This is a genomic window from Kouleothrix sp. (assembly GCF_046328425.1).
GTDB lineage: Bacteria > Chloroflexota > Chloroflexia > Chloroflexales > Roseiflexaceae > Kouleothrix.
Map to the genome: position 1 here is coordinate 20,356 of NZ_JAXLWP010000046.1, position 14,919 is coordinate 35,274.

Consider the following 14,919-nt stretch of genomic DNA (forward strand, 5'->3'; position numbering starts at 1 on the left):
GCGCATGCCTCAGGGCACGCCTGCAGCTCACGCGCCGCCACGAGGCATGTGCCACAGCCGCGGCCTCTGCGACGGCGCTCTTTCAGCTAGGCGGCGCTGCCCGGCGCGGCGTCGGGCGTGTCGAACGTCGGCAGCAGCCAGCGGCGCGCGTCGGCGGCGAGCAGCGCCTCGGCGGCCTCGGGGCCCCAGCTGCCGGCAGCGTAGTTTGGAAAGTCGAGCGGCGGGCTGGCGGCCCAGCGGTCGAGAACCGGCATCACGATCGCCCAGGCGGCCTCGACCTGGTCGGCGCGCATGAACAGCGTCGCGTCGCCCTGCATCACGTCAAGCAGCAGCGTCTCGTAGGCCTCGGGCGACTCGGTGTCGAAGGCCTCTTTGTAGGTGAAGCGCATATCTTCGGGGCCGAGGTGCATATTCAGGCCGGGCTGCTTGGCCTGAAAACGCAGCAAGATGCCCTCGGCGGGCTGGATGTTGATCACCAGCCGGTTGGGCTGCCACTCGCCGGCCACGCCGGCGGGGAACAGCTGGTGCGGCGCGGCGCGCAGCTGGATCGCAATCTCCGAGGTGCGCTCGGCGAGGCGCTTGCCGGTGCGCAGGTAGAACGGCACGCCCTGCCAGCGCCAGTTGTCGACGAACAGGCGCAGCGCGGCGTACGTCTCGGTGCGCGAGTCGGGCGCGACGCCGGGCTCGGCGCGGTAGGCCGGCACGGCGGCGCCGCCGACCTGGCCGGCGCCGTACTGGCCGCGCACCGCCGCGCGGTCGACGTCGTCGGGCGCGATCGGGCGCACGGCCCGCAGCACGTCGAGCTTCTTGTTGCGCACCTCTTCGGCCTCGAACGACACCGGCGGCTCCATCGCGATCAGGCACAGCAGCTGAAACAGGTGGTTCTGGATCATATCGCGCAGCGCGCCGGCGTGCTCGTAGTAGCCGCCGCGGTGCTCGACGCCCACCTGCTCGGCCACGCTGATCTGCACGTGGTCGATGTAGCGCCGGTCCCACAGCGGCTCGAAGAAGGCGTTGGCGAAGCGAAACGCCAGGATGTTCTGCACCGTCTCTTTGCCGAGGTAGTGGTCGATGCGGTAGATCTGGCGCTCGTCGAAGATCGCGGTGAGCGCGCGGTCGAGCTCGCGCGCCGAGGCCAGGTCGTGGCCGAACGGCTTCTCGAACACCACGCGGCTGCGGGCGCGGTCGGCGGTGAGCCCGGCGCCGTCCAGGCGCTCGGCGATGGTCTGCATCAGCGCGGGCGGCGTGGCCAGGTAGAACATGCGGTTGGCCGGGCGACCCCACTGCTGCTCGAGCGCGGCGACGCGCTGGGCCAGCGCGGCGTACGCGGCGGCGTCGCCGAAGTCGGCGTGGGCGATGCTGAGCCGGGCGGCGAACTCGGCCCAGCGCGCGCCGGCGGTTTGCCCGCGCCGCGAGAAGCGCTCGGCGCCGTCGCGCAGGTGCGCGCGAAACTCGTCGTCGCCCATGGGCTTGAGGTCGAGCCCGATCGCCGCGAACTGCTCGGGCAGCCAGCCGTCGACGAACAGGCTGTACAGCGCCGGCACCAGCTTGCGCCAGGTGAGGTCGCCGCCGGCGCCAAAGATCACTAGAACCGTCGCCTCGGGGTGGATCGCGGTCTCCATAGGATTGGGCTCCTTGCTGTGATGCGGCCACTGCTGCTACAGCATTCGCTGTGCCGCGTGTGCGGCGCGGGGATGCGCCCCGCGCGCCCCCGCGCCCCGCGTGAGGGCAATCAGCCGGGGGCTACGCGCCCCCGTGCCCTGCGGCAGAGGGCGGACGCCCGCCCTCTGCACTCCCCCGCTGGGGCTACCGCCCCAGACCCCGTAACAGAATGCTGTCTCGGCCGCTACGCCGGTGGCGCATGCCTCGTGGCACAGAATCACGTGTGGGTTTGCCCTTGAGGCATGAGCCTCTGACGTTGCCACTGGCACGGCCTTTCCCGTAGGGCGCGCATCGTGCGCGCCTTCTGCGCTGAGGCAGGCACGGCCTTCGTTCCCGTAGGGCGCGCATCGTGCGCGCCTTCTGCGCTGGGGTTGGCACGGCCTTCGTTCCCGTAGGGCGCGCATCGTGCGCGCCTTCTGCGCTGAGGCAGGCACGGCCTTCGTTCCCGTAGGGCGCGCATCGTGCGCGCCTTCTGCGCTGAGGCAGGCACGGCCTTCGTTCCCGTAGGGCGCGCATCGTGCGCGCCTTGCGCTGAGGCAGGCACGGCCTTCCCGTAGGGCGCGCATCGTGCGCGCCTTCTGCGCTGGGGTTGGCACGGCCTTCGTTCCCGTAGGGCGCGCATCGTGCGCGCCTTCTGCGCTGAGGCAGGCACGGCCTTCAGCCTCCCGTAGGGCGCATCAGTGCGCCTTCTCCCCTTCGGGGTGAGGCGGGGGCTACGCGCCCCCTGTGCTCTCGCGCGGGGCGGCCGCCCGCCCCTTGCATTCCCGCTACGGGGCTTCGCCCCAGACCCCAAAAAGGGCGTCGTCCCATGCGCGATGACTATGGCACATGCTCCTCGTGCGGCAGCAAACCTGTCGGCGCGCCCAAAGCGCGCCCGTGTGACGTCTTGCTGTTGAATGTGAACCCCGCCGCGCACGATGCGAACGACGCCACGCGGCTAGTGAACGACTCCACGTATGATGGGGACGACTTCATGCAGCTGGCGAATGACTCCACGTATGATGGGGACGACTTCATGCAGCTGGCGAATGACTCCACGTATGGCGGGGACGACTTCTCGCACGATGGGGACGACTGCTCGTACGATGGGGACGACTGCTCGCACGATGGGGACGACTGCTCGCACGATGGGGACGACTGCTCGCACGATGGGGACGACTCCACGTATGATGGGGACGACTTCGCGCAGGGCGAGCGAGCGCGCGCTAGGGATAGGGCGAGCGGGTGCAGGCTGAACACTCCACGCCGAGGCGGTGGCGTAGGCCCGATCCTCATCTGTGCAATCTGTGTGATCTGTGGATGATCGCTCGATGAGCCAGTGGCCGCCGCCGCGCAGCATGGGTCAAATGGCAGCGGCATACAGCAGCCGGCCGCACGTGCTGGCCAGCGCCGCGCGCCCTTCGCCGGCCCGGCGCCTCGCTATGTATCCGTCGGGTACGGCAGGCTGCTGCCCTTGCCGCGCCAGAGCGGGCTTCGCAGGATAAGCAGGGCGACGAGGGCCAGCGTGATCACCGAGTAGATGCCGATGAAGAACGACAGCGCCGAGTCGAATGGCCGGAAGCCGATCGCTATGAGGAACGCCGCGACCTGGTTGTTGAGCGCGTGGAGGTACGCGGCTAGCAGGACGCTCCTCGTGCGCAGCACCGCGTAGCCCAGAACCACGGCCAGGCCGGTGGTGTAGAGCGTCATCAGCAGCAGGCCCAGCAGCGGGTGGCCGGGATAGTTGTAGCCCATGATAATCAGCGGCCAGTGCCACGCGCCCCAGATCACGCCGAGCAGAATGACGCCGCGCAGCCTGCCGATCTTGAACAGCTCGCTCTGCAGGTAGCCGCGCCAGCCGTACTCCTCGCCAAACGCGATGACGATCGCCACAAACGGCGCCAGCAGCACCGACTGCACCGCGCCGGCGATGCGGATGACATTCGGGCTGACGCCCGGCGGCGCGGGGAGGGCTGCGAGCGTGGACGCGCCCAGCCCCGACGCGGCGTTGAGCAGCGCCTGCGCCACGTAGTAGGCGACAAACCCCACGCCGAAGATGATCCAGTCGCGCCAGCCGCCCCATTCCAGCCAGACGCCGGCCATCGCCGCGTGGCCCAGCGCCACGCGCAGCACGATCAGCAAGAGCAGCCCCGCAAAGGCGAGCAGCAGCGGAATCACGGCGCTCAGCGTCGCGACCGCCGGGCTCGCGGGGGCCAGCCACCCGGCCATAGCGCCAATGGCGTAGACCACTGTGAGCAGCAGGAAGTAGTAGTAGAACCAGCGCGCACGCCCGGCGTGCCGCCTGCGGTAGATCGGGCTCTCGCGGAAGAAGAACAGCCCCAGCACAATCGCGCTGAACGCCGGCAGCAGCATCTGGAATTGCAGCACGCCGACCATGCCGGGGGCGCCGAGGCCGCCGCGCAGCGCGATTGCCAAATTGAGCAGCCAGGTCAGGCCGAAGGTGAGGCCGAGGAACACGCCAACATGGCGCCAGTTCGGCCCAGTGGCTGTGTCGGCAGTGGCGCTCTCGCTCATGGGCAACACCGAGGCTTCCTTTCCTGGCGCGTCTATCGGCAGGCAGCTCGCAGACGTGCTGCCGCGTACGTCGCCATCCTTGCGTGCTTATACTAGCACAGCCCCGCCGGCAACGTCGAGAATAATGCCGCTAATCCAGGCTGCATCATCGGAGGCGAGAAACACCGCAGCACGGGCCACATCCTCATGCGGTAGCACAGCGTATCTGGCTCGTGCTGCTTATGATGCGCGGTGGCTCACGATATTGATGATAAGGCCACTCGGATCGCGCAGAAAGAACCGCCTGACGCCCCAGGGCTCGTCGGTTAATGGGTAGACAATCGTCTGGCCCTGCGCCACAGCCGCCTGGTGCACCGCGTCGACATCGGCAACTTCAATCGAGAGGTTCGGGTGAATGCTGGATGGATCGGCCGCCAGGATAGAAATCTGCTTGGTCGGATCATCCGGCGCGGCAAAGGTCTTGATCCAGCCGAGGTCCATGGCTTTGACCATCCCCAGCACCTGGCTGTAGAACTGCTCGCTCTGCTGCATGTCGCTCGCCTCGATATTGCTGACAATCCTGCGGATGGAAGTCATGTGCGCTCCTCTCTCGTTCCTCGCGTCTCCATCAGGAGCGCCCTCTCGCCGCATGTTCGTGAGGGAGCGCTGCCGATTGCCGTCATGCGTGCTGCTTCAGCTTCGCCCGGCAGCGCGGGTTTGCTCCTCGGCTTCGACAATCCTGCGAATATACTCGCGCAGCGTCGTCGTCCCGCGCTCGGGGCTGCCCGGCCACGCGGCCTGGTCGTCCACAACCGTGCCGGTCATGCACGCATACGAGTGTGCAGCCGCTTGCGAGAAGCCGAGCCGCGCGAACGTCGCAGCCCAGGCGTCGCGCGCGATCGTCTCGACCGCGACGTCGGCGCCGAGGGCCTCGGCGAAGGCGTCGGCGACATCGCGCGGCGTGTAGCGCTGTGGCCCCTCAATGTTGCGAAGGCTTGCCTCGCTGGCGGGCTCCAGCAGCCGGCGCGCGGCCGCCTCGCCCAGGTCGTCTGGGGCGACCATGGGCATGGCGAAATCGGCAGGAAAGAAGCTCGGCAGCGTGCCGTGGTCGCGCACGGTGTCGAGCATCGCCTGCCAGTTGCTCATGTAGTAGGCTCCGCGGTTGATCGCGGCAGGAATTGGCTGCGCTCGCAGCTTTTCCTCGAACTCGTGGAGCACGGTGAGGTCGCCGCACCGCTCGCCAGCGCGCGCGCCGTAGGTCGACACGGCGACAACCTTCTGCAGGCCGGATCCGTTCAAGGCCTCGACGATCGCAGCGACATTGGCGCGCTCTTCCGCATCGGTGTCGCCGGAAGGGTTGGCCGGGGGATTGAGCAGCAGGGCGCGTGTGCCGCTGCGGAATACCTCGCGCAGCCCGCCGATGTCGCGGACATCCACAGCGGCGACGTGTGCGCCGGCCTCGCTCAAGCCCGAGGCGCGCCCAGCATCGCGCGTAACGATCGTGACAGGCTCGCCACGTCTCAGCAGCGCGCGCGCCGTTGCCGACCCGATGTGGCCGGTTCCTCCGAGAATGATATACAAAGCAGTTGCCCGTCCTTTCGCCTGAGGTGACTACCCGCTCCCTGGCCGTAGCAAATTTGGGGCCAGAACGTTTTGGCGCCACAAGCGGGGAGGCTTGGCGCAAAGACGCAAAGACGCGCAGGCAGAAAACTCGAAGGCAGCATGGAGCCATACGCTCACACTGCCTTCGAGTCTGCGTGGCTATTCGAGCATATCGCGGACAGAGCGGCTGCGCGGTACGTGGCCGCCCTTCATGGAAATGGCGCAGCGCACCGCCGAAGGCAGGGCGCGCACATCGCGCTTGCTCTACGGAGCATCGGGCCGAGCAGGAGGCTCGGGCTGGTTGCCGAGCACATTGCCCTGCGCATCGGCGACAAGCATGCCCTTACTCGCGTCCAGGAGCACGAGCGTGGTTCCCCACGGATCGCGCACCACAACAGCGCGGCCGATCTGGATGTCGAACGGCGGCACGACAACTGTGCCCCCGGCCTCGAGCATACGCTGCGCGGCCTGCTCGGCGGAAGCGACCAGCAGATTGATCTCGAGCCCTTCGCGCTCGGTTTGCAGCACCAGCTCCGCGTCGCTCTCGGGCAGGCGCAGGCCGGCAGCGCGCTCGGTGCGCCAGATCAGCTGATGCCCTAAGCGATCACGGTAGAACGCCAGCCCGGCGTCAAGGTCGGGCACGGGAATCTGGATCGCATCGACTTTGCGCACAAGCGGATCGGGAAATTGCGACTGCATGTGGCACCTCTATCGCTCGCTAAACGGCGTATGCACGAACTGCGGCGGATAATTTCCCTCGTGCGACCAGCTTTGGATCTGCCCGCTTGTATCGAGGCTGAATTCCCATGAGTGGTGCAGCTGCCCAGCACCGGGCTCGCCCGCCAGGTGAAACTGTGCTGCATCCCATGTCTGCGTGAAGCGAACCTTCCAGCCGCTACCGTCCCAGCGCATGCTGGTCTCGCAGCTTCTGGAAACACTGGTGAAATCGCTTGTGCCTGCACTCGCTGGCTGCCACTGTGGCAGCTGGCAGGTTGCACGTGCGGTCTGATGCGGAAAAGGCTTGAGCACAGGCCAGCTACCATAGGCGCGCTCGATGCTCGGCGAGCTGAGAACCGCTTGAATGAGGTCGACCGCCGGGGTTGGTGGGCTGCTTGGCGGGGATGCTATGCCTGGTGACGCGGCGGATGCGCACGCGGCCAGGAGGATTGTGCCGATGACGAAGGTAGCGCTGATACGACGCCACATTAGCAGGCTCCGTGCGCTTCAGGTGGTTGTACGTCAGCTGTGTTGGCAATCATAGCATGGATGGCAAGCGCCAGAGTGTGGAATGCATGGCTCGTGCAATGTCTTTCGACCCCTCCCCCTACCCCTGCCAGGGGACTAATCTTTACCCACATTTTTCCTCGGCTACGATGTGGTGGTACGATAGGAGCAGATGTTGTCGATCGGTGCGCGAACGGAGGCTCAGTATGGATGTTGTTGATGTCACGCTGATGGATTCGTGGGCGGAGGAGGAATTCGCTGCCGCTGACTTGGGTGATGCGCGCCGCACCAAGCGCTTGATCGCCTTGGCCGATACCTTTGCTCGCCGTCCCTCCGCCTCCTTGCCCCAGGCTGCCCAAGATCCCGCCATGCTCAAGGCCGCCTATCGCTTCTTTGACACCGATGCGATTGAACCTGACGCCATGCTCGCCAGTCATTGTACTGCCACTCACGACCGTTGTAGCAGTGTGCCGCTGGTGCTGGCCGTGCAGGATACCTCCGAACTCGATTGGAGCCACCATCCGGCCACCACCGATCTTGGCCCGATCCATACCAAAAAGCACCTCGGCTTGCTGATGCATACCACTCTGGCGATCACTCCTGAGGCAGTACCGCTGGGCATTCTGCAGCAGTATGTGTGGGCACGCGACCAGACGACCTTCGGTGAACTGCCTGATCCGCATACACGCCCGTTTGAAGACAAGGAGAGCTATCGCTGGGCGCAGGGCTTGAAGGCAATCAATGCCGCGCGCGAGGCCTGTCCGACCACACAGTTCGTCCTGGTCGCTGATGCCGAGGCCGATATCTACGACCTGATGGTCGCCGAACGGCACGCCGGGGTTGATCTGCTCATTCGTGCTGGTCAGGATCGGCGTGTTGAGCACCCCGAGGCTCGTCGGCTGTGGCAGGCACTGCCGCTGGGAACGCGGGTGGGCAAACGCGTGGTGCATATTCCCGCTCGTGATGGCAAAGCGGCGCGCACGGCAGAGGTCACGATTTGGTTTCAGACCGTGATACTGCGGCCACCTCAGCGGTGTGCCAAGGAGAAGCTCACGCCGGTGAGCCTGACAGCGGTTTGGGCGATTGAGGAGACGCCACCGCCTGGCGTGGAGGCGCTCGAATGGCTGTTGCTGACCAGCGTTGCGGTTGAGCGCGCCGCGCAGGCGCTGACGGTGCTGGAGTGGTATTGTCGACGCTGGGGGGTTGAGATCTGGCATAAAACGCTGAAAAGTGGCTGCGCGATCGAGACGCGGCAGTTGGAGACGGCAGATCGGCTGCGGCGCTGTCTGGCGCTGTTCAGTGTGATTGCGTGGCGGGTGATGTTCAGCACAATGCTGGCGCGCGCCGTGCCGGATGTGTCGTGTACGGCGGTGTTGGACACGGCGGAATGGCAGGCGCTGTATTGTCACATCCATCGGACGCTGATACTGCCGGGCAAGACACCCGGTCTGCACGACGCGGTCGGCTGGATTGCGCGATTGGGCGGCTTCCAAGGGCGCAAGGGTGATGGCGAACCAGGCGTCACCGTGATGTGGAGAGGATTTCAACATCTGGCCGATCTGACCTCCATGTACTGCCTGTTCCGTCGTTCGCTCAACAACGAACATGTGGGTAAAGATTAGTCCCCTGACAGGGGAGGGGGAGGGGTCGACAGACGTTGCACGAGCCCGAACAACCTGGCGCGCGATTGACAAATCGCACGCCTGTGTATTAGAATGATTTTAAATACACAGCCTTCAATAGCGAGGAGCCCGAGGCAGCCATGGCGCCAGATCTCACGCAGCTCAATAGCATGCTCGCCCGGCTCGAGGCTGCCGGCAAACGCGTCACGCCGCAGCGCGCTGCGGTGTGCGCGGCACTGCTGGAACATGGCGGCCACCCTACGGCCGGCGAGGTATGGTCGAGCGTGCAGTCGCGCCATCCGTCGATGAGCCAGGCGACGGTATACAACACGCTGGCGGCGCTCGAAGATCTGCGGCTCATTCGCGCGCTCGATATCGTCGGCGAGGATCATACGCACTACGATATCTGCGTCGCGCCGCATGTCAATGTGGTCTGCACGCGCTGCGGCCAGATCGCCGACGTGCATACCGATACGCTTGAGGCGCTGCTTGGCCTGGTGGCGGCGCGTAGTGGCTACCGCCTCGTGCCCCAGGATGGCGTGATTGTGTATGGCCTGTGCCACGCCTGCGCCGCGCGCCACGCCGGGTAGCCGGATGTTCACCAGCCGGGGCTGTTTCTTTCGCCGCGCGGGCGTTTTGTTGGCTACACTAGCATCAGCCTGCGTGTCACGAGCAGAATTAGAATCATTCTTAGTATCTACGAACTCGAACGGGCATCCTATACGAACACGTGGCGTTCGCCACTACAAATAAGCAATGCAGACGAAAGGCAGGCTACGCCTATGGCCGTTCACGATCACCCGCTTGCCATCACCGAGCGCCGCCCTGCGGCCGCCCCGGCGCCAGCCGGGATGCTTCAGCTCACCGATGAAGAAAATGAGATCGCCCAGCTCCCCTGGATGATCCGCCTGACGATCACCTGCCTGGTGGCGACGATCCTCGGGTGGCTCACCTCGATCGAGCAGCTGGGCCTGCCGGCGTTTGTGCCCTGGGCGCTGTACGCGCTGGCCTACGCGGCGGGCGGCTACTACAGCATTCAGGAAGCCTGGCAGACGCTCAAGGAGCGCCAGTTCGACGTGAACTTCCTGATGATCATCGCCGCGATCGGCGCGGCGGCGATCGGCGAGCCGCGCGAGGGCGCGGTGCTAATGTTCCTGTTCTCGCTTTCGAACACCCTCGAGACGTACGCCATGGGCCGTACCCACGCCTCGATCCGCGCCCTGCTCGACATGGCGCCGAAAGAGGCCGATGTCTACCGCGATGGCCAGATCGTGCGCGTGCCCGTCGACGACCTGCAGGTCGGCGAGGTGGTGCTGGTGCGCCCCGGCGCGCAGGTGCCGGCCGATGGCCTGGTGATCAAGGGCGAGTCGGCGGTGAACGAGGCCTCGATCACCGGCGAGTCGATGCCGGTGGAGAAGCGCGTGGGCCTGAAGGTGTTCGCCGGCACGCTGAATGGCCAGGGCGCGCTCGACGTGCGCGTTTCCACGCCGGTGGGCGACTCGACGCTTGCGCGGATCGTGCAGGTGGTGCGCGAGGCCCGCGAGCAGAAGGCCAACAGCCAGGATTTCACCGACCGGGTGATCGGCCAGTACTACGCCTACGCGGTGGTCGGCATTACCCTGCTGGCGATCGCGATCCCGCTGCTGTTCCTTGGCTGGGATGTGCCCACCACGCTGTATCGCGCGTTCACGCTGATGGTCGTGGCCTCGCCCTGCGCGCTGGTGATCTCGATCCCGGCGGCGCTGCTTTCGGCGCTCGCCAGCGCCGCGCGCGGCGGCGTGCTGTTCAAGGGCGGCCGCCACCTCGAGGCCGCCGCGCGCATTAAAGTGGTCGCCTTCGATAAAACCGGCACGCTCACCACCGGCCGGCCTGGCGTGGTTGCGGTGATCCCGGTCGGCGGGCCTGGCCGCCTGCCCGATACGCTGCCCTGCGTGGCGTGCTACCCGCGCCCCGACGACGACCAGCTGGGCGATCTGACGCCCGAGCAGTTCCGGCTGCTGGCGGTGGCCGCGGCGATCGAGCGCTCCTCCGAGCATCCGCTGGCCCGCGCGATCGTGAAGGGCGCCGAAGAGCGCGAGGTGCCCATCCCCGAAGCCGATAACTTCGAGGCCCAGGCCGGCGCCGGCGCTACTGCTACTGTCTGCGGGCGCAGCCTGCGCATTGGCCGGCCCTCGCTGTTCGGCCAGCTGACGCCCGATGTCGCGATCGAGGTCAAAGCCCAGGAGACGCAGGGTCGCACGGTGGTGGTGCTCGGCGACGACGAGCCGTGGGGCTTGATCGCGATTGCCGATACCGTGCGCCCCGAGGCGGCGTCGGCGGTGGCTCAGCTGAAGGCCGCCGGCGTCGAGCGCGTCGTGCTGCTGACTGGCGACAATAGCAATGTGGCGAATGCTCTCGGCAGCGCGCTCGGCGTCGACGAGATCCGCGCCGAGCTGCTGCCCCACCAGAAGGTCGAGGCCGTCAAGGATCTGCAGGCGCGCTACGGCCCGGTGGCAATGGTGGGCGACGGCGTCAACGACGCGCCCGCGCTGGCCAGCGCCGCGCTGGGCGTGGCCATGGGCGCGGCCGGCACCGATGTGGCGCTCGAAAGCGCCGACGTGCTGCTGATGGGCGACGATCTGAATCGCCTGCCCGGCGCGCTCCGGCTGGCGCGCAAATCGCGCCAGGTGATCCGCCAGAACCTGGCGTTCGCGTTTGGCGTCATGGCGACGCTGATGCTCCTAGCGATCATCGGCAATATTGCCCTGCCGCTCGGCGTTGTGGGCCACGAGGGCAGCACGCTGGTGGTGGTGGCGAATGGTTTGCGGCTGCTGGTGCGGCGCATGGCATAGCGGTTGCTCGATTGGCGTAGCTGTATGGCTGCCAGCAAAGGAGGTTTCTGATGAGCGCTACACAGGCATACCAGGGCATTCGCTACGACGACCCGCGCGTGCAGGCCGAGTTCGAGCAGCTACTTGGCCGCGTCGTCGCGGCCGAGCAGGCCCGCACGCCAATTGCCCAGCGCCACCGCAAGGCCGAGCGCGATGCCGAGGAGGGAGCGATCAGCGACGCGCAGTTTCGGGCGATCGACACGGCCTATATCGCGGCTAACAATGCCATTGCCGCCGCCCAGCGCGCCGTCGACCAGTTTCTGCACGCCAATCGTAACTATCGCACCAGCTAGGCATTCCGCGCGGCCGGCCAACTGGAACAAGCTGGTCAGCCCGGTGCTCAGGTGCGCGAAGACGCCCGCTTCGTCTTTTCGCTCATGGACTGGACCAACCCGCACGTCTAGCCCGGGCAGATTCTTCAAGAAGATCGGGGCGTCTGGGATATCATCACCCTGGCCGGGCAGATAACCGTGCCGTTCCTCTCGCTCCAATCCGAGGGCGAGGGGTGAAAACGCGAGCCGGGCCGCAGAGGCGTTCTACGAGGCGCTCAGCTGCCAAAAGAAGCACGTCATCTTCCGGGCGTATAATGGCGCCGATCAGCACTGCACGCTGAACAATCTTCAATTGGCCGCCGATGTGCTCTACCCCTGGTTTCGCAAGGTGCTTGCTCTGTAGCGCCGATAACAAGAATAGCTGAGGATGGTGTTATGCGCAGCGACCGATCTCTTCGGCTACCCTGTGGACGCGGAGGCGCTTGTCGCGGGGGAGGCCTATCCCTCACCGTACCGGATCTACGACGGCTCGATCGCATGTTTATTGGCGGCACCGCCGACGGCGCGGACGATGCGCGCGCTTCTCGCGCGGCCGAGCGACTCACGCCGGCTCGTCGGCGAGCAAGGGCGCGCCCTGGTGGCGGTGTGGATCTGCGATTTCACCGAGGCAGATCTCGAGCCTGCTCTTGAGCTGCAGATTTCGGCGTTCGCCTCGTTTCGGCCGGCACCGCCGGTGCAGCCACCCGTTTTATCTATGCGCGCGCTGGCAGGCCGGAACTTACGGATGGTCATGCCACGGGCTCTGGAACAGCACCGAAACGGCGGTACGCTATAACGCCGAGCACCTTGGCCTGAACGCGCGTTTGGCGCGCTGGAAACATGCCGGGGCGGGGAGCGCTGGTCGTTTGCGGTGGCGGTATGCGGAGGAGGTGGCGTGGTAGCCGAGGGCCACGGTAGCAGCGCCGGTTCGCGCCTCGGCGACGGCGATGTGGGCGATGACCCAGCACATCGGCATCGCCGGAATTGTACGCTGATGCGCGAGCCATACGTGCACGTGCCGGTGGTGAATACGCGCAGCCGCTTTGCGCCTGAGAACTTGGTGGCCCATACCTACACGCGCAACGACACGCAGGCCATTCGGCAGCAACGCGCAGCCGCATACAGATCTCGTGGCCAGAGTACGCGTCGCTGGGCTTCGTACCGGACTTTATTCAGCACGGCGATGGCGTGCGGTTCGTGTATCTGCGGCCGCAGCCTAATACGGCGCAATCGTATTGATGTATGCGGTTTTTCCGCGCGGAGCGCGGAAAAACCGCACACACAATGATCGGCAAGTACCACGCTGCCGCAGGCGCAATGCACTGCTTCGAGAGCCGAACAACGCAACTGCGTAAGTCCTAAAGCGATCAAGCGAACAGCGTATCAATCGCCATGCGCTCAGCTCTAGCTTGGGGCAGCGCCTGGCGTGTTGCTGTTCAACATGCCGCGCAGCAGCTGATCGACGATGCTTGGAGCGAAGGCTTCTGTCAGCGGCCGGCCCGAGATCAACAACCGCGCCAGTATCGCTCCGCTCATAAGCTCCATCCATAGCATTGGGTCATACGTTCCCTGGATCTCATGGCGGGCGACGGCACGCTCGAAGAGCGCGCTGATCACAGCTGACCGCCGCTCCCAATACTGCGCCCGGTACGGGATAAGGTCGGCGCGCTGCGTGCTGAGCAGGCCGATCTGGATCAGCGCTGTACCGAGCGGCGTCTGCGCGGTCGCGATGACTTCGTGCAAGAACGCCAATAGATCCGTGCGCAGGCTGCCGGTGTCTGGCACTGGCATTGTCTGCTCGGCCCGCTGCGTTAACAGCTCGAGCAGCAGCGCCTCTCTGGTGCCCCAGCGCCGGTAAATCGACGTTTCGTTGACGCCCGCCAGCTGTGCAACGTCGGCAATGCGAAAGCCAGCGTACCCTTCACGGTAGAGGATCGCTTCGGCCGCCGCAAATACCGCCGACTGTACCTGCTGGCTGCGGCCGCCCGTCCGGCGTTTCTTCTGCTCTGGCGCCATCGCCTCCTCCTCTTATCAACAGGGCTTACGCGGTCGCCTGCGATATGGGCTTGTCATGGTACTGTACTTTCTTTTGTGCTCTGAGCATTATCCATGAAACCGAAAGTTCACAGAATCATACGGATAATTAAAGCAAAACTACTTGCATTAAGCAAGGGCCAGCCATATACTTTTAATGCAAGTTGAGTTGCATTAGCCGAAGTGCACAGCGCAGGAGTATGGGGCCAATGAACCTCAGAAATTGTCTGAGAAGTAACCACCAAGACACGAAGACACCACGATCGTGTCTGTCGTGTTGGTGCTTTCTCAGCGCATGAGCGCTTGGTGCCTTGGTACCTTGGTGGTAAACAGGCTTTTCAAACAGCCTGTCAGTCATATTGCGGCGCGTGCGCAGATTGCGGCGGAGTTCGCGGCATTTCGCGTCGTACCAACCGCCGGCTGAGCGGCCACCGTCATCGCGTGGAGGCATCTGTGTTTCAGCTGATTGGTTTCGTCACGTGCTCAGCAGGGCTGGTATACCTGTCACGCGCCTCGCTGCGCGCGCCACGCTCGCATGGCTTCTACCGGTTCTTCGCGTGGGAGTGCATCCTTGCGCTCGTCGTGCTCAACCTCCCGGCCTGGTTTGCTGCTCCATTCGCCTGGTATCAGCTGCTCTCGTGGCTGCTGCTGCTCGCCTGCCTGATCCCGCTGGGCTTCGGCATCCGTACGTTGCGCGCATACGGCCAACCGGCTGCCGCGCGTGCGGCCGAGCCGCAGCTCCTGGCGTTTGAGAAGACCACGCGGTTAGTGACGCGCGGGATCTACGGCTATATTCGCCACCCGCTCTACAGCTCGCTGCTGCTGTTGGCGTGGGGGGCCTTCTTTAAAGCGCCGGCGCTCGCCGGCGGGGCGCTTGCGCTGGCGGCGTCGGCGTGCCTGCTGGCAACCGCGCTGGCCGACGAGGCCGAATGCCTGCGCTTCTTTGGGGCGGAATACCAGGCCTATATGGCGCACACCAAACGATTTGTGCCGTTTGTATTCTGATACGCTGTTCGCTTGAGCACATATAGACACGAGCTATACCAACTCCGTTTGATTACTTGTGTTTTCTTGTGCGGCGCCCCGCGTTTGCGGGCGCCG

General features: G+C 65.5%; 13 protein-coding genes. 6 read left to right on the forward strand and 7 right to left on the reverse strand.

What is annotated here, in order from left to right; translation table 11 throughout:
• Window positions 1–86: 86 nt before the first annotated feature.
• The 6 genes from zwf to U0177_RS27935 form a co-directional block, all read right to left on the reverse strand.
• Window positions 87–1,622 carry a glucose-6-phosphate dehydrogenase gene (gene zwf / locus U0177_RS27910; RefSeq protein ID WP_409573969.1) on the reverse strand — a complete coding sequence of 512 codons (1,536 nt, stop codon included), beginning with the start codon at window positions 1,620–1,622 and terminating at the stop codon, window positions 87–89.
• Window positions 1,623–3,081: 1,459 nt separating this feature from the next.
• Entirely contained in the window at window positions 3,082–4,176 is a 1,095-nt protein-coding gene (locus tag U0177_RS27915; RefSeq protein ID WP_409573970.1) for a CPBP family intramembrane glutamic endopeptidase, read from the reverse strand.
• A gap of 219 nt (window positions 4,177–4,395) precedes the next feature.
• On the reverse strand, window positions 4,396–4,752 hold the full coding sequence (locus tag U0177_RS27920) for a VOC family protein (RefSeq protein WP_409573971.1): 357 nt from the start codon (window positions 4,750–4,752) through the stop codon (window positions 4,396–4,398).
• Window positions 4,753–4,848: 96 nt separating this feature from the next.
• Window positions 4,849–5,736: an NmrA family NAD(P)-binding protein gene (locus U0177_RS27925; RefSeq protein ID WP_409573972.1), complete on the reverse strand. Its 888-nt coding sequence runs from the start codon at window positions 5,734–5,736 to the stop codon at window positions 4,849–4,851.
• Window positions 5,737–6,021: 285 nt separating this feature from the next.
• Window positions 6,022–6,456, reverse strand: a complete 435-nt coding sequence (locus U0177_RS27930) for a VOC family protein (RefSeq protein ID WP_409573973.1) — start codon at window positions 6,454–6,456, stop codon at window positions 6,022–6,024.
• 9 nt (window positions 6,457–6,465) lie between these two features.
• Window positions 6,466–6,963 (reverse strand): hypothetical protein, encoded by a 498-nt coding sequence (locus U0177_RS27935; RefSeq protein ID WP_409573974.1) that lies wholly within the window; start codon window positions 6,961–6,963, stop codon window positions 6,466–6,468.
• Window positions 6,964–7,187: 224 nt separating this feature from the next.
• On the opposite strand from U0177_RS27935, the gene U0177_RS27940 reads away from it, so the two are divergent.
• The 5 genes from U0177_RS27940 (at window position 7,188) to U0177_RS27960 (ending at window position 12,580) form a co-directional block, all read left to right on the forward strand.
• Window positions 7,188–8,603, forward strand: coding sequence for an IS4 family transposase (locus tag U0177_RS27940; RefSeq protein ID WP_409573975.1), 1,416 nt, complete (start codon window positions 7,188–7,190; stop codon window positions 8,601–8,603).
• Window positions 8,604–8,743: 140 nt separating this feature from the next.
• Window positions 8,744–9,193 (forward strand): Fur family transcriptional regulator, encoded by a 450-nt coding sequence (locus U0177_RS27945; protein WP_409573976.1) that lies wholly within the window; start codon window positions 8,744–8,746, stop codon window positions 9,191–9,193.
• Window positions 9,194–9,385: 192 nt separating this feature from the next.
• A complete protein-coding gene (locus U0177_RS27950; protein ID WP_409573977.1) occupies window positions 9,386–11,434 on the forward strand; it encodes a heavy metal translocating P-type ATPase in 2,049 nt (682 codons plus the stop codon).
• 50 nt (window positions 11,435–11,484) lie between these two features.
• Window positions 11,485–11,766, forward strand: a complete 282-nt coding sequence (locus U0177_RS27955) for a hypothetical protein (RefSeq protein WP_409573978.1) — start codon at window positions 11,485–11,487, stop codon at window positions 11,764–11,766.
• A gap of 445 nt (window positions 11,767–12,211) precedes the next feature.
• Window positions 12,212–12,580 (forward strand): hypothetical protein, encoded by a 369-nt coding sequence (locus U0177_RS27960; RefSeq protein ID WP_409573979.1) that lies wholly within the window; start codon window positions 12,212–12,214, stop codon window positions 12,578–12,580.
• Between the two features lie 608 nt (window positions 12,581–13,188).
• Here U0177_RS27960 and U0177_RS27965 read toward each other — a convergent pair.
• Window positions 13,189–13,800, reverse strand: a complete 612-nt coding sequence (locus U0177_RS27965) for a TetR/AcrR family transcriptional regulator (protein WP_409573980.1) — start codon at window positions 13,798–13,800, stop codon at window positions 13,189–13,191.
• Between the two features lie 324 nt (window positions 13,801–14,124).
• Between U0177_RS27965 and U0177_RS27970 the strand changes: the two genes are divergently transcribed.
• Complete coding sequence (locus U0177_RS27970) at window positions 14,125–14,823, forward strand: methyltransferase family protein (RefSeq protein ID WP_409573981.1); 699 nt, start codon at window positions 14,125–14,127, stop codon at window positions 14,821–14,823.
• Window positions 14,824–14,919 lie beyond the last annotated feature (96 nt).

Bases quoted from the DNA above. Each gene is read 5' to 3' on its own strand.
- U0177_RS27945 (WP_409573976.1), top strand. From the start codon at position 8,744: ATGGCGCCAGATCTCACGCAGCTCAATAGCATGCTCGCCCGGCTCGAG.
- U0177_RS27920 (WP_409573971.1), bottom strand. From the start codon at position 4,752: ATGACTTCCATCCGCAGGATTGTCAGCAATATCGAGGCGAGCGACATG.
- U0177_RS27940 (WP_409573975.1), top strand. From the start codon at position 7,188: ATGGATGTTGTTGATGTCACGCTGATGGATTCGTGGGCGGAGGAGGAA.
- U0177_RS27935 (WP_409573974.1), bottom strand. From the start codon at position 6,963: ATGTGGCGTCGTATCAGCGCTACCTTCGTCATCGGCACAATCCTCCTG.
- U0177_RS27965 (WP_409573980.1), bottom strand. From the start codon at position 13,800: ATGGCGCCAGAGCAGAAGAAACGCCGGACGGGCGGCCGCAGCCAGCAG.
- zwf (WP_409573969.1), bottom strand. From the start codon at position 1,622: ATGGAGACCGCGATCCACCCCGAGGCGACGGTTCTAGTGATCTTTGGC.
- U0177_RS27915 (WP_409573970.1), bottom strand. From the start codon at position 4,176: ATGAGCGAGAGCGCCACTGCCGACACAGCCACTGGGCCGAACTGGCGC.
- U0177_RS27955 (WP_409573978.1), top strand. From the start codon at position 11,485: ATGAGCGCTACACAGGCATACCAGGGCATTCGCTACGACGACCCGCGC.
- U0177_RS27930 (WP_409573973.1), bottom strand. From the start codon at position 6,456: ATGCAGTCGCAATTTCCCGATCCGCTTGTGCGCAAAGTCGATGCGATC.
- U0177_RS27950 (WP_409573977.1), top strand. From the start codon at position 9,386: ATGGCCGTTCACGATCACCCGCTTGCCATCACCGAGCGCCGCCCTGCG.